This window comes from Streptomyces sp. NPDC006326 (genome assembly GCF_040612915.1).
Lineage (GTDB): Bacteria > Actinomycetota > Actinomycetes > Streptomycetales > Streptomycetaceae > Streptomyces.
Genome location: NZ_JBEXRC010000016.1, coordinates 64,573 through 87,668 on the forward strand (window position 1 = coordinate 64,573; position 23,096 = coordinate 87,668).

21 protein-coding genes are annotated in these 23,096 nt (G+C 72.1%); 13 read left to right on the forward strand and 8 right to left on the reverse strand.

Translation table 11 applies throughout. The annotated features are described in order from the left end of the window. Positions 1-62 precede the first annotated feature (62 nt). Together ABZ128_RS15215 and ABZ128_RS15220 are read left to right on the forward strand one after the other, a co-directional pair. Positions 63-593, forward strand: coding sequence for a SigE family RNA polymerase sigma factor (locus ABZ128_RS15215; protein WP_356848648.1), 531 nt, complete (start codon positions 63-65; stop codon positions 591-593). Further along, entirely contained in the window at positions 590-1,366 is a 777-nt protein-coding gene (locus tag ABZ128_RS15220) for a hypothetical protein (protein WP_356848649.1), read from the forward strand. The genes ABZ128_RS15215 and ABZ128_RS15220 overlap by 4 nt, the downstream gene beginning before the upstream one ends. Here ABZ128_RS15220 and ABZ128_RS15225 read toward each other — a convergent pair. Continuing rightward, positions 1,350-1,547 carry a hypothetical protein gene (locus tag ABZ128_RS15225; RefSeq protein ID WP_356848651.1) on the reverse strand — a complete coding sequence of 66 codons (198 nt, stop codon included), beginning with the start codon at positions 1,545-1,547 and terminating at the stop codon, positions 1,350-1,352. The genes ABZ128_RS15220 and ABZ128_RS15225 overlap by 17 nt on opposite strands. Between ABZ128_RS15225 and ABZ128_RS15230 the strand changes: the two genes are divergently transcribed. Both ABZ128_RS15230 and ABZ128_RS15235 read left to right on the forward strand, forming a co-directional pair. Then, the gene (locus ABZ128_RS15230) at positions 1,537-3,087 is read left to right on the forward strand and encodes a sigma-70 family RNA polymerase sigma factor (RefSeq protein ID WP_356848652.1); all 1,551 of its coding nucleotides are present in this window, start codon (positions 1,537-1,539) and stop codon (positions 3,085-3,087) included. The genes ABZ128_RS15225 and ABZ128_RS15230 overlap by 11 nt on opposite strands. 434 nt (positions 3,088-3,521) lie before the next feature. Continuing rightward, positions 3,522-5,885: a non-reducing end alpha-L-arabinofuranosidase family hydrolase gene (locus tag ABZ128_RS15235; protein ID WP_356848654.1), complete on the forward strand. Its 2,364-nt coding sequence runs from the start codon at positions 3,522-3,524 to the stop codon at positions 5,883-5,885. A gap of 641 nt (positions 5,886-6,526) precedes the next feature. Here ABZ128_RS15235 and ABZ128_RS15240 read toward each other — a convergent pair. Beyond that, entirely contained in the window at positions 6,527-7,414 is an 888-nt protein-coding gene (locus tag ABZ128_RS15240; protein ID WP_356848655.1) for a helix-turn-helix domain-containing protein, read from the reverse strand. A gap of 77 nt (positions 7,415-7,491) precedes the next feature. On the opposite strand from ABZ128_RS15240, the gene ABZ128_RS15245 reads away from it, so the two are divergent. Further along, positions 7,492-8,346: an alpha/beta fold hydrolase gene (locus tag ABZ128_RS15245; RefSeq protein ID WP_356848656.1), complete on the forward strand. Its 855-nt coding sequence runs from the start codon at positions 7,492-7,494 to the stop codon at positions 8,344-8,346. A gap of 18 nt (positions 8,347-8,364) precedes the next feature. Next, the gene (locus ABZ128_RS15250) at positions 8,365-9,630 is read left to right on the forward strand and encodes an FAD-dependent monooxygenase (protein ID WP_356848658.1); all 1,266 of its coding nucleotides are present in this window, start codon (positions 8,365-8,367) and stop codon (positions 9,628-9,630) included. 35 nt (positions 9,631-9,665) lie between these two features. On the opposite strand, the gene ABZ128_RS15255 is transcribed toward ABZ128_RS15250, so the two are convergent. Then, positions 9,666-10,364: a hypothetical protein gene (locus tag ABZ128_RS15255; RefSeq protein ID WP_356848660.1), complete on the reverse strand. Its 699-nt coding sequence runs from the start codon at positions 10,362-10,364 to the stop codon at positions 9,666-9,668. Between the two features lie 271 nt (positions 10,365-10,635). On the opposite strand from ABZ128_RS15255, the gene ABZ128_RS15260 reads away from it, so the two are divergent. Next, on the forward strand, positions 10,636-12,411 hold the full coding sequence (locus ABZ128_RS15260; RefSeq protein ID WP_356848661.1) for a VanW family protein: 1,776 nt from the start codon (positions 10,636-10,638) through the stop codon (positions 12,409-12,411). A gap of 114 nt (positions 12,412-12,525) precedes the next feature. Here ABZ128_RS15260 and ABZ128_RS15265 read toward each other — a convergent pair whose 3' ends face one another. Further along, entirely contained in the window at positions 12,526-12,747 is a 222-nt protein-coding gene (locus ABZ128_RS15265; protein WP_356848663.1) for an acyl-CoA carboxylase subunit epsilon, read from the reverse strand. Further along, positions 12,744-13,988: a cytochrome P450 gene (locus ABZ128_RS15270; RefSeq protein WP_356848664.1), complete on the reverse strand. Its 1,245-nt coding sequence runs from the start codon at positions 13,986-13,988 to the stop codon at positions 12,744-12,746. Before ABZ128_RS15270 ends, ABZ128_RS15265 begins: the two co-directional genes overlap by 4 nt. 206 nt (positions 13,989-14,194) lie before the next feature. Between ABZ128_RS15270 and ABZ128_RS15275 the strand changes: the two genes are divergently transcribed. The 4 genes from ABZ128_RS15275 to ABZ128_RS15290 all read left to right on the forward strand — a co-directional run bounded on the left by ABZ128_RS15275 (position 14,195) and on the right by ABZ128_RS15290 (position 18,107). Beyond that, positions 14,195-15,244: a type III polyketide synthase gene (locus ABZ128_RS15275; protein WP_356848665.1), complete on the forward strand. Its 1,050-nt coding sequence runs from the start codon at positions 14,195-14,197 to the stop codon at positions 15,242-15,244. A 28-nt stretch (positions 15,245-15,272) separates the two neighbouring features. Continuing rightward, positions 15,273-16,490 carry a cytochrome P450 gene (locus ABZ128_RS15280; protein ID WP_356848666.1) on the forward strand — a complete coding sequence of 406 codons (1,218 nt, stop codon included), beginning with the start codon at positions 15,273-15,275 and terminating at the stop codon, positions 16,488-16,490. Continuing rightward, a complete protein-coding gene (locus tag ABZ128_RS15285) occupies positions 16,487-17,023 on the forward strand; it encodes a cupin domain-containing protein (protein WP_356848667.1) in 537 nt (178 codons plus the stop codon). Before ABZ128_RS15280 ends, ABZ128_RS15285 begins: the two co-directional genes overlap by 4 nt. 79 nt (positions 17,024-17,102) lie before the next feature. Continuing rightward, a complete protein-coding gene (locus ABZ128_RS15290; RefSeq protein WP_356848668.1) occupies positions 17,103-18,107 on the forward strand; it encodes a hypothetical protein in 1,005 nt (334 codons plus the stop codon). A 4-nt stretch (positions 18,108-18,111) separates the two neighbouring features. On the opposite strand, the gene ABZ128_RS15295 is transcribed toward ABZ128_RS15290, so the two are convergent. The 3 genes from ABZ128_RS15295 to ABZ128_RS15305 form a co-directional block, all read right to left on the reverse strand. After that, positions 18,112-19,644, reverse strand: a complete 1,533-nt coding sequence (locus tag ABZ128_RS15295) for an MFS transporter (protein ID WP_356848669.1) — start codon at positions 19,642-19,644, stop codon at positions 18,112-18,114. Between the two features lie 171 nt (positions 19,645-19,815). Then, the gene (locus tag ABZ128_RS15300; protein WP_356848670.1) at positions 19,816-20,865 is read right to left on the reverse strand and encodes an NUDIX hydrolase; all 1,050 of its coding nucleotides are present in this window, start codon (positions 20,863-20,865) and stop codon (positions 19,816-19,818) included. A 95-nt stretch (positions 20,866-20,960) separates the two neighbouring features. Then, positions 20,961-21,605: a LysE/ArgO family amino acid transporter gene (locus tag ABZ128_RS15305; RefSeq protein WP_356848671.1), complete on the reverse strand. Its 645-nt coding sequence runs from the start codon at positions 21,603-21,605 to the stop codon at positions 20,961-20,963. A gap of 80 nt (positions 21,606-21,685) precedes the next feature. Between ABZ128_RS15305 and ABZ128_RS15310 the strand changes: the two genes are divergently transcribed. Then, positions 21,686-22,618, forward strand: coding sequence for a LysR family transcriptional regulator ArgP (locus ABZ128_RS15310; protein ID WP_356848672.1), 933 nt, complete (start codon positions 21,686-21,688; stop codon positions 22,616-22,618). Positions 22,619-22,642: 24 nt separating this feature from the next. Then, the gene (locus ABZ128_RS15315; RefSeq protein WP_356848673.1) at positions 22,643-23,038 is read left to right on the forward strand and encodes a TOBE domain-containing protein; all 396 of its coding nucleotides are present in this window, start codon (positions 22,643-22,645) and stop codon (positions 23,036-23,038) included. The last annotated feature ends 58 nt before the right edge of the window (positions 23,039-23,096 follow it).

Sequence of the window (23,096 nt, forward strand, 5' to 3'; positions counted from 1 at the left end):
GCACTGTTACGCTCAAGCCGATTGTTAACGCGCACATAGCAGGGAGAGGGCGAGCGGGGGAGATGCTCCTTCATGACGCGTCCGCGGAGTTTCACGACTTCTTCGAACGCCACTACGCCGAACTGGCCCGTCTGGCCCATCTCCTGACCGGCGAGACGGACGCGGCCGACGACCTCGCCGCGGATGCCCTGGTCGCCCTGTGGCAGCGCTGGGACCGGCTTCGGAAGGCTGACCACCCGCTCGCCTACGCTCGCGGCGTTGTCGCCAACATGGCGCGGGAACGGATCCGCAGTGCGGTGCGCGAGCGGCGCCGGATCGCGCTGTTCTGGTCCCGCAGTCCGGAGCAGGTGGCGGGGCCGGACGTGGCGGCCGTGCTGGACGTACGTACGGCGCTCGCCCGGCTGCCGTTCCGGAAGCGGTCGTGCGTGGTGCTGCGCCACGCCTTCGACCTGTCGGAGAAGGACACCGCGGCGGCGCTGGGCATATCGGTCGGTACGGTCAAGAGCCAGACCTCGAAGGGAATGGCCGAGTTGGAACGGATACTTGGCACACGAGCGGTCGGCGACCTGGTGGCGGGGAGGAGGAGCCGGTGAACGAGGACATCACCCGCCGGCTGCGCGACGCCGCCGTGGCCCACCAGCCCGATCGCGCCCGGATGCTGGCCCGCGTGGAACGCGGGGCGGCCGACGGCACCGTCCGTCACCGCACACCGTCCATCGCGAGATCCTGGCCCAAGGCCGCCCTCGCAGGCCTCGCCATCACCGCCACCCTGGCCACGGGTGGTCTCGCGGTCGCGGGCATCGTCCGGACTCCGCCACCGTCGGACAGCGCCACCACCCCCGCGACCCCGTCCCCGACGCTTCCTTCCCGTCCGACCCCGTCGGCTCCCACCACCCCCGCCGCCCCGGCCCCGATTCCGACCACCACGGCCCCGGTCGGCCCGCGCCCCACTCCGCTGCCCAGCAGCCGGGTTCAAAACGGGCCCCTGTCGTCGGACGGCTCGGTGGATCCGCACAGCACCGTCTACTGGGCCCAGAGCAACCTCACTCTCAAGACCACACAGCCGCTCACCTCGCTCACCGTGGAACTGCGCATCGCCCAAACCGGCGGCGTGCAGAACACCGGCAACTGGCGCACCCTGCCGAGTGAAGACTTCATCGTCACCGTCCAGGAGGCCGGCGGGGCGCTGGTCTACCGCTGGGTCCTCAAACCGGGCCGTACCGTGCCGACCGGGCAGCATGAATTCGCCGGCCAGTACAACCACGCCACCGGCGTGCGCAACGCCACGGAGGACGGCTACCGCGTCGAAACGCAGACCTCGGGCGGCTCCGTCGCGGTCTGGGGAAGGTTCACCCCGGCACGGTGAGGACCGGCCAGGTTCCGTCCGAGGAGTCAGGGGCCTCGTGGCGCAAGCCGATCGCCTCCTCCAGGAGCCTCTCGGCGCGATCCAAGACGGCGGCTTGGCGGATACACCCGGAGCCGCACCAGCTGACGCCCTTCGCGGCGAACATCCGGCCGCGGTCGAAGGAGGTGGGCATGAGACTCATGGATGCGGACCACGCGGGGCTGGTTGTCGCGGCGCAGGCTGGTGACGATCGGGCACGCGAGGAGCTGATCGCCGCGTACCTGCCCTTGCTCTACAACATCGTCGGGCGAGCGCTGAGCGGACATGCCGACGTCGACGACGTCGTCCAGGAAACCCTGCTGCGCGTGGTGCGCGACCTGCCTGCCCTGCGTGCTCCGGAGAGCTTCCGGTCCTGGCTGGTCTCGATCACGCTCCGCCAGATCAGTAACCACCGGCACCGGCAGCGCGCCTTCGCCGGCCGGAGCACGGTCATCGACGAGGCACACCAGATACCGGACGCCGGCGCCGAACCCGGGGACATGACGATTCTGCGTCTGCATGTGTCGGACGAGCGCCGTCAGGTCGTCGAAGCCGGCCGTTGGCTCGACCCGGACCATCGAGCGCTGCTGTCGCTGTGGTGGCAGGAAGGCGCCGGCTCGCTGAGCCGCGACGACATCGCCGCCGCGACGGGGCTCACGGTCGCCCACGTCGGAGTGCGCCTGCAACGCATGCGCGAGCAGCTGGAACTGAGCCGGACGATCGTCGCCGCGCTGGAGGCCGACCCGCGCTGTCCGCAGTTGGACGAGGCCGTCATCGGCTGGGACGGTCTCCGTACGTCGGTGTGGCGCAAGCGGATCGCGCGGCACACCCGCGGATGCCCGGTCTGCGCGGCGACGACGACAGAACGGGTTCCGGTCGAGCGGCTGCTCCTCAGCCTCGCCCCGCTGGCGGTCCCGGCCGGGCTCATCGCCGCGCTGGCCGCCAAGGGCCTGCTGTCGGGTACGGCGGTCGGCGCCGCCGGGCTGGCCACGGCACCCGTCGCCGTGGGCGCGGCGACGGGGGGAGGCAGTCTGCACAGCGTCCTGATCGGCAAACTCCACGCGGTGACCGCTCATCCGCTGGTGGCCCTCGCCACCGGCGCGGTCCTCGTCACCGGGACCGCCACGTACGTGACCTGGCCCGAACCGGCGCATCGGGTGCCCGGCGCCATCGCCGCTCCCACGACCGGCAATCCCACGCCGATCCCGTCGCGCACCACCACGTCGGCCGGACCGTCCCCGGTGAGTCCGTCGGCCGTCGCGGGCACTGTTCCGCTGGGCGCACAGTCGCTGGAGTCCGTGGACGAGCCCTCCCTGTACCTCACGTATGCCGGCGACTTCGCGACGCTCGGCCGAGTTTCGGCGTCCAGCAGCGCGCAGACACGGCAGCGGGTCACCTTCACGGTCGTCGGGGGGCTGGCCGACACACGGTGCGTCACCTTCCTCGCCGCGGACGGCCGCTATCTGCGCCATCGTGATCTGCGGCTACGGCTGAGCACCAACGACGGCAGCGAACTGTTCCGTGAGGACGCCACCTTCTGTCCGCACCCCGGGGCGGTCGCCGGGTCGGTGACCTTGCACGCGCACAACTATCCCGGTTCCGTCCTCCGCCACCGCGACGGCGGCATCTGGCTCGATGGGCCCGACGGCACTCGGGCCTTCGCCGACCAGGCTTCCTTCGTCATGCGAAGGCCCTGGGCCTGAGAACCGCTCCTTGACCGCGACCGCCACCGATGACACCTCGCTGGTGATCAGGGCGGCGCCTTTCCACCGGACGACCGGAACGCAGGGCTTGGCATAACGCTTTTCGCCCGCGCGATGCATCACCGGGCAATCATCCGGGCGGCGCCACTTTTCTGTTACGAGGCCGTGAGTTCGGAAGCCTCCATTGTGTGGGGCGCTTTTCCCGCCGCTCACCGTGACGGGTCGGCGTGGCAGGTCCCCCTGCTTTCCCCCTTGACGTATCCCCTGAAGAAAGCCGCTCCCATGACGCGACACACCCACGCCTCCCGGGCGATCGGCAGGCAGGAACGGGCCCACGCCCTGCCCCGCACCCGACCCGCGACGGATCAGGCCGTACTGGCCGATGCGCGCACGATCACGGCACCCAGGGCGACTCGCAGCCCCCGAGGAGAATCATGAAGGGCATGCACCGGCTCGGCCGGCGTCGCCGAACAGCGGTGATAGGACTGTCGGCCGCGGCGCTGGTGGCCGGTGCCCTGACGCTCCTGCCCAGCTCCGCCGGAGCCGCCGCCCTGGGTACGCAGGCGGCCCCCTCGGGCAGGTACTTCGGCACCGCCGTGGCCGCCGGCAGGCTCGGGGACTCGAAGTACGCCGCGATAGCGGACCGGGAGTTCAACATGATCACCCCGGAGAACGAGATGAAGTGGGACGCCATCGAACCGTCCCGCGGCAACTTCAACTTCGGCCCCGCCGACCAGATCGTCAACCGCGCCATGGCACACGGCCAGCGCATGCGCGGCCACACCACGGTCTGGCACTCGCAGCTCCCGTCCTGGGTCAGCTCCATCGGCGACGCGAGCACGCTGCGCAGCGTGATGAACAACCACATCACCACCGAGATGACCCACTTCAAGGGCAAGATCTACGCCTGGGACGTGGTCAACGAGGCCTTCGCCGACGGAGGCAGCGGCCGGCACCGCAGCTCGGTGTTCCAGAACGTGCTGGGCGACGGCTTCATCGAGGAGGCGTTCCGCACCGCCAGGGCGGCCGACTCCTCGGCCAAGCTCTGCTACAACGACTACAACATCGAGAACTGGACGGACGCCAAGACCCAGGGCGTCTACAGCATGGTCAGGGACTTCAAGTCCCGCGGCGTGCCGATCGACTGCGTCGGCTTCCAGAGCCACTTCGGGACCGGCGGCCCGCCGTCCAGCTTCCAGACCACCTTGTCCAACTTCGCCGCCCTGGGCGTGGACGTCCAGATCACCGAGCTGGACATCGCCCAGGCGTCGTCCACCCACTACGCCAACGCGGTCAACGCCTGCCTGTCCGTGACCCGGTGCACCGGCATCACGGTGTGGGGCATCCGTGACAGCGACTCCTGGCGCAGCGGCGAGAGCCCCCTGCTGTTCGACAGCAACGGCAACCCCAAGGCCGCCTACACCACCGTCATGAACGCCCTCAAGGCCGCCTCCGGTACCGGCCCGGGCGGGACGCCCGGCGGAACCGGTACCGGGCAGATCAAGGGCGTCCCCTCCGGTCGTTGTATCGACATCAACGGTTCCGCCCCTGTCAACGGCACCCAGGCGCAGCTGTCGGACTGCAACGGACAGACGAACCAGCGCTGGACCTACACTTCCGGCAAGCAGCTGACGATCTACGGCAACAAGTGCCTGGACGCCATGGCCAAGGGCACCAGCAACGGCACAAAGGTGGTCATCTGGGACTGCAACGGCGGCACCAACCAGCAGTGGAAAATCAACACCAACGGCACGATCACCGGCGTCCAGTCCGGGCTGTGCCTCGACGCCGTCGGCGCGGCCACCGCCAACGGCACCAAGATCCAGCTGTACTCCTGCGCGTCCGTCGACAACCAGAAGTGGACCGCCCCGTCCGGGACGGGCGGCGGCACGTGCGCTCTTCCCTCGACGTACAAGTGGAGTTCGACGGGTGCCCTCGCACAACCGTCGAACGGGTGGGCCGCGGTGAAGGACTTCACCCACGTGGTGCACAACGGCAAGCACCTGGTCTACGCGTCGAGCGCAGAGGGAACCTCGTACGGCTCGATGGCGTTCAGTCCCTTCACGAACTGGTCGGACATGGCGTCGGCCGGCCAGACCAAGATGAACCAGAACGCGGTGGCGCCCACGCTGTTCTACTTCGCGCCGAAGAAGATCTGGGTGCTGGCGTACCAGTGGGGTGCGTCGCCCTTCAGCTACCGCTTGTCGAGCGACCCCACCAACCCCAACGGCTGGTCCGCGCCGCAGCCGCTGTTCACCGGGAGCCTCCCCGACTCCGGCACCGGCCCGATCGACCAGACCCTGATCGCCGATGACCAGAACATGTACCTGTTCTTCGCCGGTGACAACGGCAAGATCTACCGGGCGAGCATGCCGATCGGGAACTTCCCGGGCAGCTTCGGCTCGTCGTACACGACGGTCATGAGCGACACGGCGAAGAACCTGTTCGAGGCGCCGCAGGTCTACAAGGTCCAGGGCCAGAACCAGTACCTCATGATCGTCGAGGCTCGGGGTGCGAATGAGCAGCGCTACTTCCGCTCGTTCACGGCCTCCAGCCTGAGCGGTTCGTGGACCCCGCAGGCCGCCAGCGAGAGCAACCCCTTCGCCGGCAAGGCCAACAGCGGTGCCGGCTGGACCAACGACATCAGCCACGGCGACCTGGTCCGCAACAACCCCGACCAGACCATGACCATCGACCCCTGCAACCTGCAGTTCCTCTACCAGGGCAAGTCCCCCGACGCGGGCGGCCCCTACGACCGACTGCCGTACCGGCCGGGTGTCCTCACCCTGCAGCGCTGACCTGCCTGATCCACGGTGATGTGCAAGGAGGACACCTCCTGGTGAAGAACGCCACAGCCGGCGGGCGCCGCGGGCGTCACCGCCGTCGCTGGAGCGCCAACGGTCTGCCGCTCGGTGTGCCCGCCGTGCTCGTGCCGTACTTCCTGTTCGTGTAGGAGGAGTAGCAGGCCGAGACCAGCCGGTAGTGCCTCCTACCGGCTGGTCTCGGTGCGCAGCGGCAAGGTGCTGGACGCCAACCGCCTCTCCACCGCCGACGGCACCCGTACGCGGCGGCAAGGCCGGCTTCGTGCTCGCCTCCGGTAGCGACGTGTACACCGAGGTCAGCTCTCTGCGGGCACTTGGCATCGACGCCGTCCCCAACTTCGGACGGACCAGGGAGGTCGTCCACAAGACCGCTGTTGGCGCTCGCTCCTCCAGGACGGCGATACCACCTTCCCCGCCGGTGTCGACGGTGCGGCGGCTTTCGCCGACGACCAGTGCTACCTGGAGGGGCCCGAGGGTCATGTGGTGTCTCTTGGGGCCCAGTTGGGGGGCCGTTCTCTCCACTAGGAGAGGGCGGCCTTTCGTGCGTCCGGAGCCTGGTGGTCGCAACGTGGTGGCCGCGGTGACCAGGTGGGCGCAGCGGCCCGGCGGTGGCCGTCTCATCTCCGGTCGGCGAAACTGCCTGAGGCCGTTGGGGGGTTGGGCGTGGCGGTGCTCCCCGGGGCGGGCCATGCGAGGTCGTCGACGGCGAGGAACGGCTCGCCGGACACGGTCGCGGGGGTGGCCCCGGTGAAGGCCATGACGTCCCGATGCAGGTGGGACTGGTCGGCGTAGCCGGTGTCGGCGGCGACGCGGGCCGCGCCTTCACCCGCGACCAGGCGGTGGGCGGCATGGTCGAAGCGGACCAGCCTCACGGCGCGCTTGGGCGGCAGACCGAGCTGCGAGCGGAACCGGGACCACAGCCGCTTGCGGCTCCATCCGACCTCGGCCGCGAGTGCGTCGACCCGGGCCAGGCCGCGGCCGGCGACGATCCGGTGCCAGGCCCAGGCCACCTCCGGGTCCACCGGCGGTCCCGCCTCGTGCCGGCGGACGAGAAGTGCGTCCGCCAACGCGAAGCGGTCCTGCCAGGACGGGACTTCGCGGAGTTGCTCGCGGATCCGTGACGCCTCCCGGCCCCACAGGTCGCCCAGCGGTACGACGGCGCCATCGAGTTCGGCGGGGGAGGCGCCCAGAACCGCCCGTGCGATCACCGGGGACAGGCGCACCTGCACGCACGCGACGTTCTCTCCCCGCGCCCGGACCGCGCCTGCGGACCCGAGGCCGGGTCCGGCCACGAGGCTTCCCCGCTGCTGCTGCCCCGGGGCGCGGTCGACGACGGGTGAACCGTCGCCGAACTCCAGGAGGAGCGTCACGGCCGGGTGCGGGACGATCCGGAGCGCGTCCAGGTCGCGGACACGGAACCCCGCCATGGTGACACCGGTGACCCGGCTGGGACGCCACGGGCGTTCGACGCCCCACAGCGCCGCACCGTGCGCGAACGTCTGCATCGTCCCATGCTACGGCGGGCCGACCGGGGGAACATTCGTCCAATCCACCACCGCACACTGCGGGACACAGTGGGCACATGACAGCTTCTGACGGTGATTCACCTGTGGGCGGCGGCTCCGAGCCCACCGAGACTTCCATCCTGTCGCTGGAGGACGGCGACATCCACGTGTGCCAGGACGGCCCCCGCGACGCCCCCGCACTCCTGCTCATCCACGGGACCGCCTCCTCGGCCCGCTCGTGGGACCCGATGGTTGCGCTGCTGACCGGGTCTCACCGCGTCATCCGGATCGACCTGCTCGGGCACGGCCGGTCGGCCAAACCGGCCGACCGCAGCTACGCGATCCCGGACCAGGCGCGCCGGGTCGGCCTGGCACTGGACCGGCTCGGCGTCGCACACGCCGTGGTCGCCGGTCATTCCAGCGGCGGCGTGGTCGCCACCGCCCTCGCCGAACGGCTGCCCGGCCTGGTGACCGCGCTCGTGCTCGTCAACACCGGTCCCGGCCTGGGCGCCTTCATCGCAGAGTCCGCCGCGATCGACCTGTCGCAGTGGCCGCCGACCGACGAGCAGCTCCGCGGGTTCGCGCGTACCGGTTTCAGCCGTGCGGGCTACCGGATCCCGGAAGAGCTGCTGGACGACGTACGGGGTATGACCCGGCACACGCTCATCGAGACGATGCGGGCCACCCGCTCCTACCTGGAGCAGCGCGGGCTGCCGGATCGGCTGGCGGTCCTGGGCAAGCCGCTCCTGGTGATCTTCGGTGCGGACGACCGCCGGTGGCGCTCCTCTTCCGCCTCCGACTACCGCGCCGTTCCGGGCGCGAAGGTCGAGCTGCTGCCCGGCCTCGGGCACTCGCCCCTGCTGGAGGATCCCCCGCGGACCGCCACTTCCCTGCTGGCCTTCACCGCGCTCCACACCGTGCGGGCGTTCTGAATGGAAAGGAGTGGTGCCATGCGGATCCTCGTCTCCGGCGCCGGCATCGCCGGTCCGGTCCTGGCCTACTGGCTCACCCGGCACGGCTTTTCCGTCACCGTCGTCGAGCGCGCACCCGCCCTGCGCAGGACCGGCGGCCACGCGGTCGACCTGTTCCGGCCCGCGATGACCATCTCGGAGAGGATGGGCGTGCTCCCGCGCGTCGAGGAGCGGGCCACCGGCACGACCCGGCTGACCGTCCACCCGGAGGGCGCACGGCGTCCCGTCCGGGCGGACCTCTCCAAGATCTTCAGCGCCGCCTCCGACCGGCACGTCGAGATCATGCGCGACGACCTGAGCGACATCTACCACGACGCCGCACGCGACGGCGTCGAGTACGTGTTCGGCGACTCGATCACCGCGATCTCGCCCGACGGCGAGGTGCGGTTCGAGAACGCCGCGCCGCGCCGCTTCGATCTCGTCGTGGGCGCGGACGGGCTCCACTCCACCGTGCGCCGCCTCGTCTTCGGTGAGGAGTCCCGCTTCAGCTACTTCACCGGGGCGTACTTCGGGGTCCTGAGCCTGCCGAACGCCGCGGGCCTCGACGGCGAGCTCCGCATGCACGTCGGCGTCGGCCGCACCGCCGGCATGTACGGCGCGCGGCACCTCGGCGACGCCCGGGCGCTGTTCCTGTTCCGCGGCGAGCGCGAGCCCGACCCCCACCACCGCGACGTGCCCCGGCAGAAGGAACTGCTGCGCGGTGCGTTCGCCGGCCTGCACGCCGAGGTGGACCGCTGGCTCGACGAGCTCGACCGCACCCCGGCGTTCTACTTCGACTCGATCACCCAGCTCCGCATGGACACCTGGTCGCGGGGGAGGGTGACGCTCGTCGGCGACGCGGGCTACTGCCCCGGTCCGGCCGTCGGCGGCAGCACGACCCTGGCCGTCGTGGGCGCGTACGTCCTCGCCGGCGAGCTGGCGCGGGCCGACGGCGACCACCAGCGTGCCTTTCCCTCCTACGAGCGCGTCATGGCGGAGCACGTGCGCGGCAGCCGCGCGGTCGCGCTGAGCGCGGCGAAGACGCTGATCCCCTCGTCCCGCCTCGGCGTGTGGGGACTGGCCCAGGGCGCCCGCCTGGTCTCCGCCCTGCCGGCGGGTCCCGGTCGCGCATTGGTCCGTCTCACCACCGCGAGTGCACGCTTCTACAACTCCGTGACGATCGACGAACCCCCCGCGTCGCCCGCCGCACCAGGAGTCCGGACCGGCCGCGCGGGCGACCCCGGAGGCGGTATCGCGCCGGAGTGAGGAGCGCTCGCGGCCCGGCCGCCGGCCCGGCCGCTTCAGTTCCCCGCCGGGGCCGGGGCCGGGGCCGGCTCGGGCTTCGGGAGGGGGGTGCCGCCCGCGACCGGGCCGGCGCCCGGGAGGCGGGGCGGCTCGGGCAGCGCGAAGACGCGGAGGAACAGCTGAGCGAGGGGGCCGATCGCCACGGCGTACGCGAGCGTGCCGATGCCGGCCGTGCCGCCGAGCAGGAAGCCGGCCGCGAGCACCGTGAGCTCGATCCCGGTGCGGACCAGCCGGACGGACCGGCCGGTGCGCCGGTGCAGGCCGGTCATCAGGCCGTCGCGCGGTCCCGGCCCGAAGCGGGCGCTGATGTAGAGGCCGGTGGCGGCCCCGTTGAGGACGATGCCCGCCGTCAGCAGCGCCCCCTGCGCCAGGGCGCCGTGCGCGTCCGGCAGTACGGCGAGGGTCGCGTCCATCGAGAGGCCCACGGCGAACACGTTGGAGAGGGTGCCGAGCCCCGGTCGTTGCCGCAGCGGCAGCCACAGCAGCAGGACGAGGGCGCCGACGGCCACCGAGACGGTGCCGATGCTCCAGCCGGTCCGCTCGGCGAGGCCCTGGTGGAAGACGTCCCACGGGTCGAGTCCGAGTCCGGCGCGGACCAGGAACGCGGAGCTCGCCCCGTAGAGGGCGAGTCCGACGTAGAGCTGGAGCAGCCGACGGGTGAGGAGCCGCGCGGGGCGGCGAGGGGCCGAGGACACCGGCGGAGCCTTTCATGGGGGCCAAAGACCGACGGGCCCCACGGTGTGGCATGCCCAAGCCCGCGGGACAGGGCCAATTCAAGGTAAGTGGCCCTACTTCGAGGCGGCCGTGTCGCCGCGGGTGGATTTTCGGCCCCCGCCGTGAGGCCGGGCACATTTTTGGCCTATTTCGTCCGAATTGGTGAATGCTTGTGTCCGGTCTGGCGCATTTTGTGTCCTCGGGTGGGGTCGCCAGGCGCCATACGGACGTACCAGCGCCACCGGGAGAGACATGCGACGCCCTTACCGCCTGACCCGCACCTGGCGGACCGCCCTGCCCCTCGCGGGCGGTGCCGCCGTGCTCGGCTTCGGCGGCCTCTACGTCACCGGCCTCGTGGTCAACGGCGACGTCATCGCCGACGGCACCCGCGTCCACGGCGTGGACCTCGGCGGCCTGAGCCGTACGGAGGCCGAGACGGCCCTGGCGCGCGAGCTCGGCCCGGCCGCGGCGTCGCCGATCGCCCTGCGCATCGGCGACCGGACCGAGCAGGCCTCGCCCGCCGCCTTCGGGCTCTCCCTCGACACCGCGGCCACCGCCGACCGTGCCGCGCAGAGCGGATCCGACCCCTTCACGGTGATCCGGCGCCTCCTCGGCCCGGCCGAGAAGCGGGAGATCGAGCCCGTGATCCGGACGGACGGCCCCACGAGCGCCGCCGCCGCGGACCGGCTCGCCGCGGGACGCCCGGCCCGCGACGGCTCCCTCACCTTCGAGGACGGCACCGCCAGGGCGAACGCGCCGGTCACCGGTGTCTCCGTACGCTCCGACCGGGTGGCGGACGCCGTCCGCGCCGCCTACCTGCGCCCGCAGAACGGCCCGGTCACGGTGCCGGTGGAGCAGCAGGCCCCGGCGGTGGGCCCGCAGGAGACCTCCCGGGCCCTGAAGGAGTTCGGCGAGCCGGCGATGTCCGGGCCCGTCGGCCTGACCCTCGGCGGGCGGCGGATCACCCTGTCCCCGGCGGTCCTGGGCCGGCACCTGGAGGTCGAGCCCGACGACCACGGCCGCCTCGTGCCGCGGCTCGACTCCAAGGGTCTGCTGGCCGACCCCGCGGTCGCCCGGCAGGTCGACGAGGTCACCCGGCCCTCCCGCGGCGCCACCTTCCGCGTCGGCTCCGCCGATCAGGCGGTGCTCGCCGAGGACGGGCGCACCGGAGTGCAGGTCAGCGACAAGGCACTCGGCAAGGCCGTGATGCCGCTGCTGACGCGGTCGGGCGCCGCCCGCAGCGCCGTGCTCCCCGTGACGACGGTCCAGCCGAAGCTGACGGCGGAGAACGCGCGCCGCCTCGGCATCAAGGAGAAGGTGTCCTCCTTCACCGTCCACTTCCCGTCCGCGCCGTACCGCACCACCAACATCGCGCGCGCCGTGCAGCTGATCAACGGGTCCGTCGTCCTCCCGGGCGAGACGTGGAGCTTCAACAAGACCGTTGGCGAGCGGACCAAGGAGAACGGTTTCGTCGACGGGATCATGATCAACGACGGCCAGTACGTGAAATCACCCGGCGGCGGTGTCTCGGCGGTCGCCACGACCATGTACAACGCCGTGTTCTTCGCGGGCGTCAAGCCGCTGGAGCACGGGGCCCACTCGTTCTACATCGAGCGCTACCCCGAGGGCCGCGAGGCCACCGTCGCCTGGGGCACGCTCGACCTGCGCTGGCAGAACGACTCCGGCCACGCGATCTACGTCCGGGCCGAGTCCACCGACACCTCGGTGACCATCACCCTGCTCGGCACGAAGAAGTACGACGAGATACGGGCCACCAAGGGGCCGCGCACGAAGGTCACCCCGCCGGCCAAGCGCACGGGCTCCGGCCCGGACTGCGAGGTGCAGACCCCCCTCGAAGGGTTCGACGTCACCGTCGACCGGATCTTCGTCCAGGGCGGCCGGGAGGTGAAGCGGGAGACCTACCCGACGCACTACACCCCGCGCGACGAGGTCACCTGCGACGCGCAGGCCTCGCCGTCCCCGAAGGCCTCTCCCGCTCCCAAGGCCCCGGCACCGGCCGGAGCCTGACCCGGTCCCCGGCCCCGCCGGCCGACGGGCCCGGGGCACCACCCCACGGCGCCCTGCGCTCGCGCGCTGCTGCGCGAGCGCAGGGCGCCGCCGTATCGCCGGCGCGGCCTTCCGCTAGTGGGTGAAGGGAGAGCCGGGCCGGGCGCGCCAGGAGTGGGCGGGATGGCGGATCAGGGAGGGCAGGTTGCGGTCCCAGTGCGCGCGGTGGTGCCGCAAGGAGCGCGCGCCGGAGCCTTGGGTGGTGCGCGCCATCATGAACAGGGCGGCCGTGAGGGCCGCCAGTTCTATGTGGTCCGGGCTGCCCTTGACGACCTTGATCCGGTGCCGGCCTATCACCAGGTCACCGGCAGGGTCTTGGGCCCGCGGATCAGCGCGCCCGGCTGCCATTCGATCTGCTCGGGCGGCACGGCCAGCGCCAGCCGCGGGTAGCGGTCGAGCAGCGTGGCGACCATCAGCTCGGACTCCATCCGGGCCAGCATCGAGCCGACGCAGTGGTGCGGGCCGTTGCCGAAGGCCATGTGGGCGATGGGCCCGCGGTCGAAGTCCAGCTCGTGCGGGTTCGGGAACACCTCGGGATCGCGGTTGGCCGCGAGGTACGAGGAGTAGACCGTCTCCCCGGCGCGCACGGTCACGCCCCCGATCTCGACGTCCCGGGTGGCGACCCTCGGCAGACCCACCCCGCTGCGGTGCGGGATGTAGCGCAGCAGTTCGTCGACGGCCTGCGGGATCATGTCGGGCTCGGCGCGCAGCCGTTCGAGGTGCTGCGGATGGGTGAGCAGCAGGAACACCATGTTGGCGCTGTTGTTGCGGACCGCGTGCGCGCCGCTCACCAGGATGGCGGTGGCCAGCGAGACGGCTTCCGCCTCGGTGATCTCGCCGGCGTCGGCGGCGTCGACGAGCACCCCGGCGAGGTCCTCGCTGCGGTGCTCGCGGCGGTGGGCGAGCAGCTCGACCACGCACTCGCGGACGGTCTTGAGGGCGTCGGTGCTCTTCGCGGGGGCCGGACCCGGGGTCATGATCACGTTCGCCCAGGAGGTCATGTCCCTGCGCATGTCGTGCGGCATCCCCAGCAGGTCCGCGACGGCCGCCAGCGGCAGGGGCCCGTGCAGGTGCTCGACGAGGTCGGCCGGGGCCCCCTGCCGCTCCATTCCGTCCAGCAGGGTGTCCACGGTCTGCTGCACCGACGGCCGCAGCTTCTGCATGCTCTTGCCCGTGAACGCCCGCGCGACCACCCGGCGCATGTCGTTCAGCCGCGGAGGGTCGGCGTAGTTCAAGGACGCCTTCTGCGAGGCGATCGCGTGCGGGGAGGAGGCGGTGATCGTCTTGCCGACCAGCTCCTGCCTGCTGAACCGGGGGTCGGTGGTGGCCGCCTTGACATCGGCATAGCGCGCCATCAGCCAGGCGCTGCCCTCGCCGTACGGCAGCCGGATGCGGGCGGCCCGTTTCTCGCGCAGCCGGTCCTGGAGGAAGGGGTCGAACTCCAGGGCCTCAAGGTCCTCCAGGCTCCAGAAGTGCACCGTTTCGTCCGAGGCCGGATCCATCTCCGGCTTGAGGGCCGTATGCGGGTCTGACGTCATGGTTCATCTCCCTGCGTGGATGTCACCCCCCGGAGCGCGATTTCGCGGGGAAATCGGCAGATTCATCCCTTCCCTCCCGCCACTCGCTCCGCAGCCTCCGCCGGGCATCGTCACCGGATTGGCGCATGTCCCCCAACGCCGTAGTCCCGCGCGCGCAACCGGCGCAGGTCGATGAGGCTGTGTCAGACACGAAAGGAGAGCCACCCATGGCGACTCTGTGCAGGCCAACGGTGTGCGTGCCCGAGCACGTGATCACGATGGAGCAGACCCTCGATCTGGCACGGTCCGTGCACGCGGATCATCCACAGCTCGACCTGGCGCTGCGGCTGATCCGGAACACCGGCGTCGCGAAGCGGCACATCGTGCGCCCCATCGAGGAAACCCTGAAGCACCCCGGTTTCGAATCGCGCAACGCCGTGTACGAGACCGAGGCCAAGGCGAGGGTGCCCGCGGTGGTGCGGCAGGCGCTGGAGGACGCGCAGCTGCGGGCGCAGGACATCGACATGATCATCTACGTGTCGTGCACGGGCTTCATGATGCCGTCGCTGACCGCCTGGATGATCAACACGATGGGCTTCCGCACGGACACCAAGCAGCTGCCCATCGCCCAGCTGGGCTGTGCTGCGGGCGGAGCGGCGGTCAACCGGGCCCACGACTTCTGCACCGCCTACCCGGAGGCGAACGCGCTGATCGTCTCCTGCGAGTTCTGCTCCCTGTGCTACCAGCCGAGCGACCTGGAGGTCGGCAACCTGCTGTCCAACGGCCTGTTCGGCGACGGCGTGGGCGCGGCCGTCGTACGCGGCAAGGGCGGAACCGGCATGGAACTGCACCGCAACAGCTCGTACATCATCCCCCAGACGGAGGACTGGATCATGTACGACGTCAAGTCCACCGGATTCCACTTCAAGCTCGACCGGCGGGTCCCCGGCACCATGGAGCCCCTCGCCCCGTCCCTCAAGGACCTGGCCAAGGCCCACGGGTGGGACGCGGCTGCCCTGGATTTCTACATCATCCACGCGGGTGGACCACGCATCCTGGACGACCTGAGCAAGTACCTCGGTGTGGCACCCGAGGCATTCCGCTTCAGTCGGGCCACACTGACCGAGTACGGCAACATCGCCAGCGCCGTGGTCCTGGACGCACTGCGCCGACTCTTCGACGAGAACGGCACCGCCGATGCCGCGCGGGGCCTGCTGGCCGGCTTCGGCCCGGGCATCACCGCAGAAATCTCACTGGGCAGCTGGACCTCGGAATGAGGGACCGGGTGAGGGAGGAATCCGAAGAATGCTGAAGGACGGCCCCGCAACCGCAAGGCCACCCGTCACGCACTGGCCCACCCCGGCCCTGGACGGGGTCGATTTCGACCCCGTCCTGGCCGAGCTGATGCGGGCGGGGCCGGTAACGCGCATCACACTTCCGAACGGAAGCGGCTGGGCCTGGCTCATCTGCCGCTTCGAAGACGTACGGATGGTGGCCAACGATCCCCGGTTCAGCCGAAAGCTGGTCGTCGAGCACGACGTCACCCGGCTGGCCCCCCACTTCATTCCGGCGCCGGGTGCGGTGGGGTTCGAGGACCCTCCCGACCACACCCGGCTGCGCCGCACCGTCGCCGCCGCCTTCACCACCAGCGGCGTAGAACGCCTGCGCACCCGGGCCCAGGAGATGCTCGACGCCCTCGTCGACGGGATCCTGCGCGACGGACCCCCGGTCGACCTGACCGAGCGTCTGCTCGCGCCCTTCCCGCTCGCCGTGGTCTGCGAGCTGATGGGCGTACCCGAGGACGACCGGCCCATGGTCCACGAATGGACCACGCTGATCCTCTCCTCGGCCCAGGGAGCACAGCGCAGCGAGCAGGCCAAGAACGACATGTGTGCCTATCTCGGCGGACGGCTGCGCGCCGGGGACACCGCGGGCGGCGAGAGCGTCATCGGCCTCCTGGTCAAGGCCGTCGAGGCCGGCGAGGTCACCGAGGAGGAGGCCACCGGGCTGGCGCTGCTCATCCAGATCGGCGGAGAGGCCGTCACCAACAACGTGGGCAACATGGTCTACATCCTGCTCACCCGGCCGGACCTGCTGGAACACATGCGGAGCAACCCCGGGGTGCGCCCCTCGGCGCTCAACGAACTGCTCCGCTACATTCCCCACCGCAACGCGGTCGGGCTCTCCCGGATCGCCCTTGAGGACGTCACGGTCGCCGGACACCTCATCCGGGCGGGCGAAGCGGTGTACATCTCGTACCTCGCCGCCAACCGGGACCCGGACGTCTTCCCCGACCCCCACGAGCTGCACCTCGACCGCAGCCCCAACCCGCACGTCTCCTTCGGATACGGGCCCCACTTCTGCCCCGGCAACATGCTGGCCCGCCTCGAATCCGAACTCATGGTGGACGCGCTGCTCGACCGCTTCACCGACCTGCGGTTCGCCGTCCCGGTGAACGAACTGCGGTGGCGGCCGGGAGCACTCATCCGCGGGCCGGAAGGTCTGCCCGTGACCTGGTCATGACCGCGCACATCGCCCGGGACGGGCTGCTCGTCCCACCGGGTCACGGCCGCACCCTGCACACCGAAGCCCAGCAGGTCACCTTCAAGGTCACCGGGGAGCACTCGACGGTGGCCTCCAGCTTCGAGGTCGTCGTACCGCCCGGGTTCGACGTAGGAGCACACCTGCACACCCGCAGTGAGGAGCTGTTCTACGTCCTGGAAGGCGAACTCGACGTCATGGCCTTCGAACCGCGCGTCCGCAGCGGGGACGACTGGCGGCACTGGGAGGCACTCGACGGGCGCCGGGTCGTCCGCGCCACTCCCGGCACCGTCATCGTGGTCCCGCCCGGCTGCCCGCACGCGTTCGCCAACCGCACCGGCGAACCCGCGCGGATGTTCTTCCAGGCCTCCCCGCCCCCCGACCACGAGCGGTACTTCGAAGAACTGCTGGACCTGCTCGACGCGGGCACCACCCCCGACCCCCTGGCGATCTCGCAACTGCGGGCCCGCTACGACATCGAACAGCTCACGCCGCTGCGCCACGGGCTGTCCTGACCACCATCACGCACCACGCACCACGCACCACTCCATGCACCACATCCCCACCCCCCACCCATTGCTCGGGAGAAAATCGATGCTGCGCACTCGCCGCACACTTCGCACCGCCACCTACACGCTGGCCGGCACGCTCGCCGCCGCCTCCCTAGCGGCCGTCCCGGCCCGGGCCGCCGAACCCCTGCCGTCCCACTGGTGCTACGTCAACGGCGTCGAGGCCCAGCCCGGCCAGGAGGTGAGGGGCACCGACGGCGACGACACGATCCTGTGCGAGAACGACGTCGAGAACGTGATCATCTACGGCGGGGCCGGCAACGACAACATCCGCGTCAAGGGCCTGCTCATCGACTCCCAGGTGCTCGGCGGCGAGGGCGACGACACACTCCAGGTCAACAACCTCTACCCGCGCAACAGCACCTCGTCGGTGCGCGGCGGTGCGGGCGACGACACCATCATCACCGCCCTCGTGGTGGGCACGGCGGCGCACGGAGCCAGCGTCTACGGCGACCACGGCAACGACAAGATCACCACGGGCAGCGTGCTCGGCGAGCCCGGCGAGTACCAGCGCGGCGGCGGCCAGGTCTTCGGCAACGACGGAAACGACCTGATCCGCACGGGCAACGTCGACCTCGGCGGCCGGGTCCTCGGCGGCAGCGAGAACGACGTCATCGAGCCCAAGTCGGTGGGCGCGGAGTCCGCGGGCGTCGTCCAGGGCGGTCCGGGCAACGACACGGTCCGCGGCCAGAACGACAGCGTCCTGACGATCGGACCCGGCTACGGCCAGGTCGACGGCGGACTGGGGACCAACTCCTGCAAGCTGAAGCACTTCTCCACCGGCGACCGGGTCCGCAGCTCGGTCGCGAACTGCGCTCTGCCGGCCCCGGCGACCGACGCCGCCACCCCGGCGGCGCCGTCCGGTGCCAAGCCGGCCAACCCCTCGAACGCCGCTCAGCCGGCGAAGCCCGCTCAGCCCGCGCAGCCGGCCGCGCCCGCCAAGCCCGCCAAGCCCGCGAAGCCCGCGAAGCCCGCGAAGCCGGCGCAGCCGGCCGCGCACTCGCGTCCGGGTCAGCCCTCCCACCCGTAGCCCGTCAGGATCCTGACGGCCTGCCGCCCCGGCCCCCCGCTGCACCGCGGGAGCGCTCCATGGACAGGCCGGCGGGAAGCAGGAACCAGGTCAGCACGGCCCCGGCGGTGAAGATGGCCGCCGAGGCCGCGAAGACCGTGTGGTAGCTCTCCAGGACGGCCCGCGCCACGAGTTCCGGCGCGGGCCGTCTGCCTGCGAGGGCGCGGCCCACGGTGCCCGCGGCCAGCGTGCTCATGAGGGCGGTGCCGACCGAGCCGCCGATCTGCCGCATGGCGTTGACCGTCGCGGAACCGACGCCCGCGTCGCGCGGGTCGACGCCCGCCGTGCCCAGGTTCATGGCGGCCGCCGTGATCAGGCCCATGCCCAGGCCCGTCGCGACCTGTCCGGGCAGGACGTCGACCACGTACGGGCCCGTGGCCGACAACCGGCTCATCCACGCCATCCCGCAGGCCGCGAGCAGCATGCCGCCGACGATGCGCGGCCGCCCGCCCATCTTGCCCAGCAGCCCCATGTTGCTGCCGATCGCGCTGATCATCGTGCACCCGGACATCGGCATGAAGGCCAGGCCGGTCGTGGCGGGGCTGTAGCCGCGGGTGTGCTGGAGGTAGTACGTCAGGAAGAGGAACACCCCGAACATGCCGACCCCGGTGACGAACACGGACGCCAGCGCCGTCGCCCGGACCCGGTCGAGCACGATCCGCAGCGGCAGCAGCGGGTGCGGGCTCTGGTGCTGCCACCAGGTGAACGCCACGAGCAGGCCGGCGCCGGTGCTCAGCAGGCCCAGCGTGTGCACCGAGCCCCAGCCGTGCGGGCCGGCCGTGGCCAGACCGTAGACCAGGCAGAAGAGCCCCGACGAGGCGAGCACCGTGCCGGGCAGGTCCAGCCGCGGCGGGGCGGCGGCAGCCGGCCGGCGCAGGAGCAGCAAGCCGCCGGCGACGGCGACGGCGGCGAAGAGCACGTTGACGTACAAGGTCGAGCGCCAGCCCAGGTGCTCGGTCAGCACGCCGCCCAGCAACAGCCCGACGGCACCCCCGGAGGCGGCCAGCGACCCGAACACCCCGAAGGCCTTGCCGCGTTCGGCCGGTGCGGAGAACGTCGTGGTGAGCAGCGAGAGCGCGGCCGGGGCCAGCAGGGCCGCGAACACGCCCTGCAGCGCCCGGGCCGTGACGAGGACCCCGAAGGTGGCCGCGGCGCCGCCGACGGCCGAGGACACGGCGAACCCGAGCTGGCCCACGAGGAAGGCCCGACGGCGTCCGATCAGGTCGGCGAGCCGCCCGCCGAGCAGCAGGAGGCTGCCGAAGGCGATGGCGTACGCGGTCACCACCCACTGGCGCTGCTGGTCGGAGAAGCCGAGACCGGCCTGGATGGAGGGCAGCGCGATGTTCACGATGGTGGCGTCGAGGACGACCATGAGCTGGGCCAGGCCGATGACGGCCAGGATCCACCAGCGGCGCGGATCAGGCGGCGCGGCGGCGGGCGCGGGGACTGCGGACGTGGTGCCGGCGCCGGGGGCCGGTCCGGTCGGTTCTGCGGACACGGTGGGACTCCAGGGGTTCCGCTCGATGTGGCAGGGGGTGGATGTGGCAGGGGGGTGTCTGACTCGACGATGCGTGAGACGGGCCCCGCGCCTGCGCACCACGCCACGGTGGCGTCCGGATGGACCAGTGCAGTGACCTTTTCCTTCCCCGGTCCGCGGGAAATCGGGTCCTTACGGCTCCACGGGGCGCCCCGCGCGGAGCTCCAGCGGGCCCGTGCCGCGGGCGCGGGCGCGCAGGCAGGCCGTGATCTGCCGGCGCAGGGAGGGCTTGACCAGGCCCCGCAGGTGCGCGGGGTCCACCGCCCGCCACCGGAGCAGCTCGGTGGGGTTCAGGCGGATCCGGGCCAGGGCCGGCGCGTCCAGGACCCCGCCGTCGTACAGGAAGCGGATCCGCGCCGGGTAGCCGGGCTTGTGGGCCCAGTTGACGCCGAGCAGCCGGCCCGGTTCGAGGTCCAGGCCGAGTTCCTCGCGCACCTCGCGGCGGGCCGCGGCGCGCGGGGTCTCGCCGAGGTCGCTGTCGATGCCCCCGCCCGGCAGGTTCCAGCGGCCCGGCTTGCCGTACGCGGGCTCCACCAGCACGACCGCGCCCGCCGCGTCGGTGCACAGCACGCTCGCGGCGGTGACGGCCTTGGGGCGGGCGGCCCGGTGGCTCGCGGAGTCGAAGGCACCGGCGTGTTCGAGGGCCGCGCGGCGCCCGGGATCCAGGCCGGCCGGGGAGCCGGGCTGGGGGACGCCTTCCACGAGGTGTGCGAGCGAGCCGGCGTACAGGGCGGCCAGGGCTGCGCGCAGCCGCGTCGCGAGCCGGGCGGGCAGGACCGCGTACGCCTCCTGCGGCGCGAGCCATTCGGCGCAGGCGTCCCCACCCGCCGCGGAGGTCAGCGCGGCGGTCTGCGCGGGGGAGAGCGGCCCCACGAGGTGCACGTGCTCGACCAGGGCCCGCCCGAGCGGTCCGGGCCGGTGCGAGTCCACCGCGAGCAGCCTGCCGACCGGGGCGCGCAGGGCCAGCTCCTCCGCCAGCTCGCGGGCCAGCCCCTCCTCCGGGGTCTCGGTGCCGCCGACGGGGCCGCCCGGAAGCCTCCGGTCAGGCCGTCCCGCGGGCGTCAGGACGAGAACCCGGCCGTGGGGGTCGAGGACGACCGCGGTGGCGGCCACGAGCGGTCCCCGCCGGGCGGAGCGGAAGGCGAGCACGGCGTCGGCGTCGGCGAAGGGACGGTCGGACACGGCGGCTCCCGGGGTCGTGCGGGGACGATGTGCGCAGGTGCGGTGTGCCGTCTCCCGGACCTGCCGCGACCGGCCCCGCTCGGGACGGCGCGGTGTCATGCCCGGGCCAGGAGCATCCCGCCCATGGTGACCATGGTCGCCGCGACGAGCCCGTCCAGCACGCGCCAGGCCGAAGGCCGCGCCAGCAGGCCGCTGAGCAGGCGGGCCCCGTAGCCGAGCGAGCCGAACCAGGTCAGGCTGGCCAGCCCGGCGCCGATCCCGAACGCCCAGCGCAGGTCGCCGCGGTCGGCGGCGAGGGAGCCGAGCAGCAGGACGGTGTCCAGGTAGACGTGCGGGTTGAGCCAGGTCATCGCCAGACACGTCAGGACGGCGCGGCGGCGGGAGGCGGTGAGTCCTCCCGCGCCGCCCGTGGCGCTTCCCCCGGTGTCGAGGGCCGCGCCGGGCACGGGCCGCAGCACCCGCCGGGCGGCGAGCACTCCGTAGCAGACCAGGAACCCGCCGCCGGCCATCCCGACCACCGTGAGGGCCGCGGGCCAGGCGGTGACGAAGGCGCCGACGCCGGCGACGCCGAGGGCGATCAGGACCGCGTCGGACAGGGCGCAGATGGCGACCACGGCGAGGACGGCGTGGCGGCGGGCGCCCTGGCGGAGGACGAAGGCGTTCTGCGCGCCGATGGCGACGATGAGGGAGAGGCCGGTGCCGAAACCGGCGAGGCCCGCCGTGAAGATGCCGTGTGTCATGGCTCCGACCGTAGGCACGCAGGCAGTTTCAGTACAGCTAAAGATTTTTACGTACCCTTAGCCCTCGTGAAGGAGGGGTGATGGACGAGCTTCCGCTGGACCAGGTGCGGACCCTGCTGGCCGTGGTGGACGAGGGGACCTTCGACGCGGCGGCCGCGGCCCTGCACGTGACGCCGTCGGCCGTCAGCCAGCGCGTCAAGGCGCTGGAGCAGCGGACGGGGCGGGTCCTGCTGATGCGGACGAAGCCGGTCCGCGCGACGGAGTCCGGGCAGGTGGTGGTGCGGTTCGCCCGGCAGCTGGCCCGGCTGGAGCGGGACGCCCGGGCCGAGCTGGGCATGGCGCAGGACGGGGGCGGCCCGGTGCGACTGCCGATCGCCGTCAACGCGGACTCCCTGGCGACGTGGTTCCTGCCGGCGCTGGTACGGGTGCCGCAGGATCCGCCGGTCGCCTTCGAACTGCGCCGGGAGGACGAGTCGCACACGACGGCGCTGCTGCGCGAGGGCCGGGTGATGGCGGCCGTCACCTCCTCGCCGGACCCGGTGGCGGGCTGCAGCGTCCGGCGGCTGGGGCTCGCGCGGTACCTGCCGGTGGCGAGCCCGGACTTCGTGGCCCGCCACCTGCCGGCGGGGCCGGGAGCCGGGCCGGAGCCGGCGCAGGCGCTGCGGAGGGCGCCGGTCATCGTCTTCGACCGGCGGGACGTGCTGCAGGACTCCTTCGTACGGTCGCTGACGGGGGACCCCGAGGCGGCGGCCTCGCCGCTGCGCCACCACGTGCCGACGTCGGAGGGCTTCCGCGATGCCGTGGCCTCGGGCCTCGGCTGGGGCCTCGTACCGGAACCGCAGGCGGAACCGCTGCTGCGGGCGGGCGCCCTGGTGCTGCTGGTGCCGGGCCGGCCGCTGGACGTACCGCTGTACTGGCAGCAGTGGAAGCTGGACTCGCCCGCACTGTCGAAGACGGCCCAGGTGATCGCACGCGCCGCGGCCGAGGCGCTCCGCCAGGACGAGGCCGGCTGACACGGCGCCACTACGCTTCCCCCCATGGAGTCCTACACGATCGGTCAGGCGGCGCGGCTGCTCGGGGTGAGCGTGGACACGGCTCGGCGCTGGGCCGACGCCGAGCGGTTCCCCACCCGGCGCGAGGGTTCGCGGCGCATGGTGGACGGGCCCGACCTGGCCGCCTTCTGCGTGGAAGCCGCGAAGGAGGGCGCAGCCGGCGGCGAGGAGCCCCCGTACACCTCGGCGCGCAACGCCTTCCCGGGGATCGTCACCGCCGTCAAGCTCGGTACCGTCGACGCGCAGGTCGAGATCCAGGCCGGACCGCACCGCATCGTCTCGCTGCTCACACGGGAGGCGGTGGAGGAGCTCGGCCTGGAGGTGGGGGCGCGGGCCGTCGCCCGGGTGAAGTCGACCAGCGTGTTCGTCGACCGCGTCTGACCCGGTCCCGGGGCGAGGCGCAGGTCCGGGGCGCGGGCCCGTCCCGGAGCCGCGGGGC

Coding starts and splice junctions, on each gene's coding strand:
- ABZ128_RS15245 (WP_356848656.1), top strand. CDS start 7,492: ATGACAGCTTCTGACGGTGATTCACCTGTGGGCGGCGGCTCCGAGCCC.
- ABZ128_RS15215 (WP_356848648.1), top strand. CDS start 63: ATGCTCCTTCATGACGCGTCCGCGGAGTTTCACGACTTCTTCGAACGC.
- ABZ128_RS15225 (WP_356848651.1), bottom strand. CDS start 1,547: ATGAGTCTCATGCCCACCTCCTTCGACCGCGGCCGGATGTTCGCCGCG.
- ABZ128_RS15260 (WP_356848661.1), top strand. CDS start 10,636: ATGCGACGCCCTTACCGCCTGACCCGCACCTGGCGGACCGCCCTGCCC.
- ABZ128_RS15315 (WP_356848673.1), top strand. CDS start 22,643: ATGGAGTCCTACACGATCGGTCAGGCGGCGCGGCTGCTCGGGGTGAGC.
- ABZ128_RS15240 (WP_356848655.1), bottom strand. CDS start 7,414: ATGCAGACGTTCGCGCACGGTGCGGCGCTGTGGGGCGTCGAACGCCCG.
- ABZ128_RS15290 (WP_356848668.1), top strand. CDS start 17,103: ATGCTGCGCACTCGCCGCACACTTCGCACCGCCACCTACACGCTGGCC.
- ABZ128_RS15235 (WP_356848654.1), top strand. CDS start 3,522: ATGAAGGGCATGCACCGGCTCGGCCGGCGTCGCCGAACAGCGGTGATA.
- ABZ128_RS15305 (WP_356848671.1), bottom strand. CDS start 21,605: ATGACACACGGCATCTTCACGGCGGGCCTCGCCGGTTTCGGCACCGGC.
- ABZ128_RS15230 (WP_356848652.1), top strand. CDS start 1,537: ATGAGACTCATGGATGCGGACCACGCGGGGCTGGTTGTCGCGGCGCAG.
- ABZ128_RS15280 (WP_356848666.1), top strand. CDS start 15,273: ATGCTGAAGGACGGCCCCGCAACCGCAAGGCCACCCGTCACGCACTGG.
- ABZ128_RS15310 (WP_356848672.1), top strand. CDS start 21,686: ATGGACGAGCTTCCGCTGGACCAGGTGCGGACCCTGCTGGCCGTGGTG.
- ABZ128_RS15275 (WP_356848665.1), top strand. CDS start 14,195: ATGGCGACTCTGTGCAGGCCAACGGTGTGCGTGCCCGAGCACGTGATC.
- ABZ128_RS15250 (WP_356848658.1), top strand. CDS start 8,365: ATGCGGATCCTCGTCTCCGGCGCCGGCATCGCCGGTCCGGTCCTGGCC.
- ABZ128_RS15285 (WP_356848667.1), top strand. CDS start 16,487: ATGACCGCGCACATCGCCCGGGACGGGCTGCTCGTCCCACCGGGTCAC.
- ABZ128_RS15270 (WP_356848664.1), bottom strand. CDS start 13,988: ATGACGTCAGACCCGCATACGGCCCTCAAGCCGGAGATGGATCCGGCC.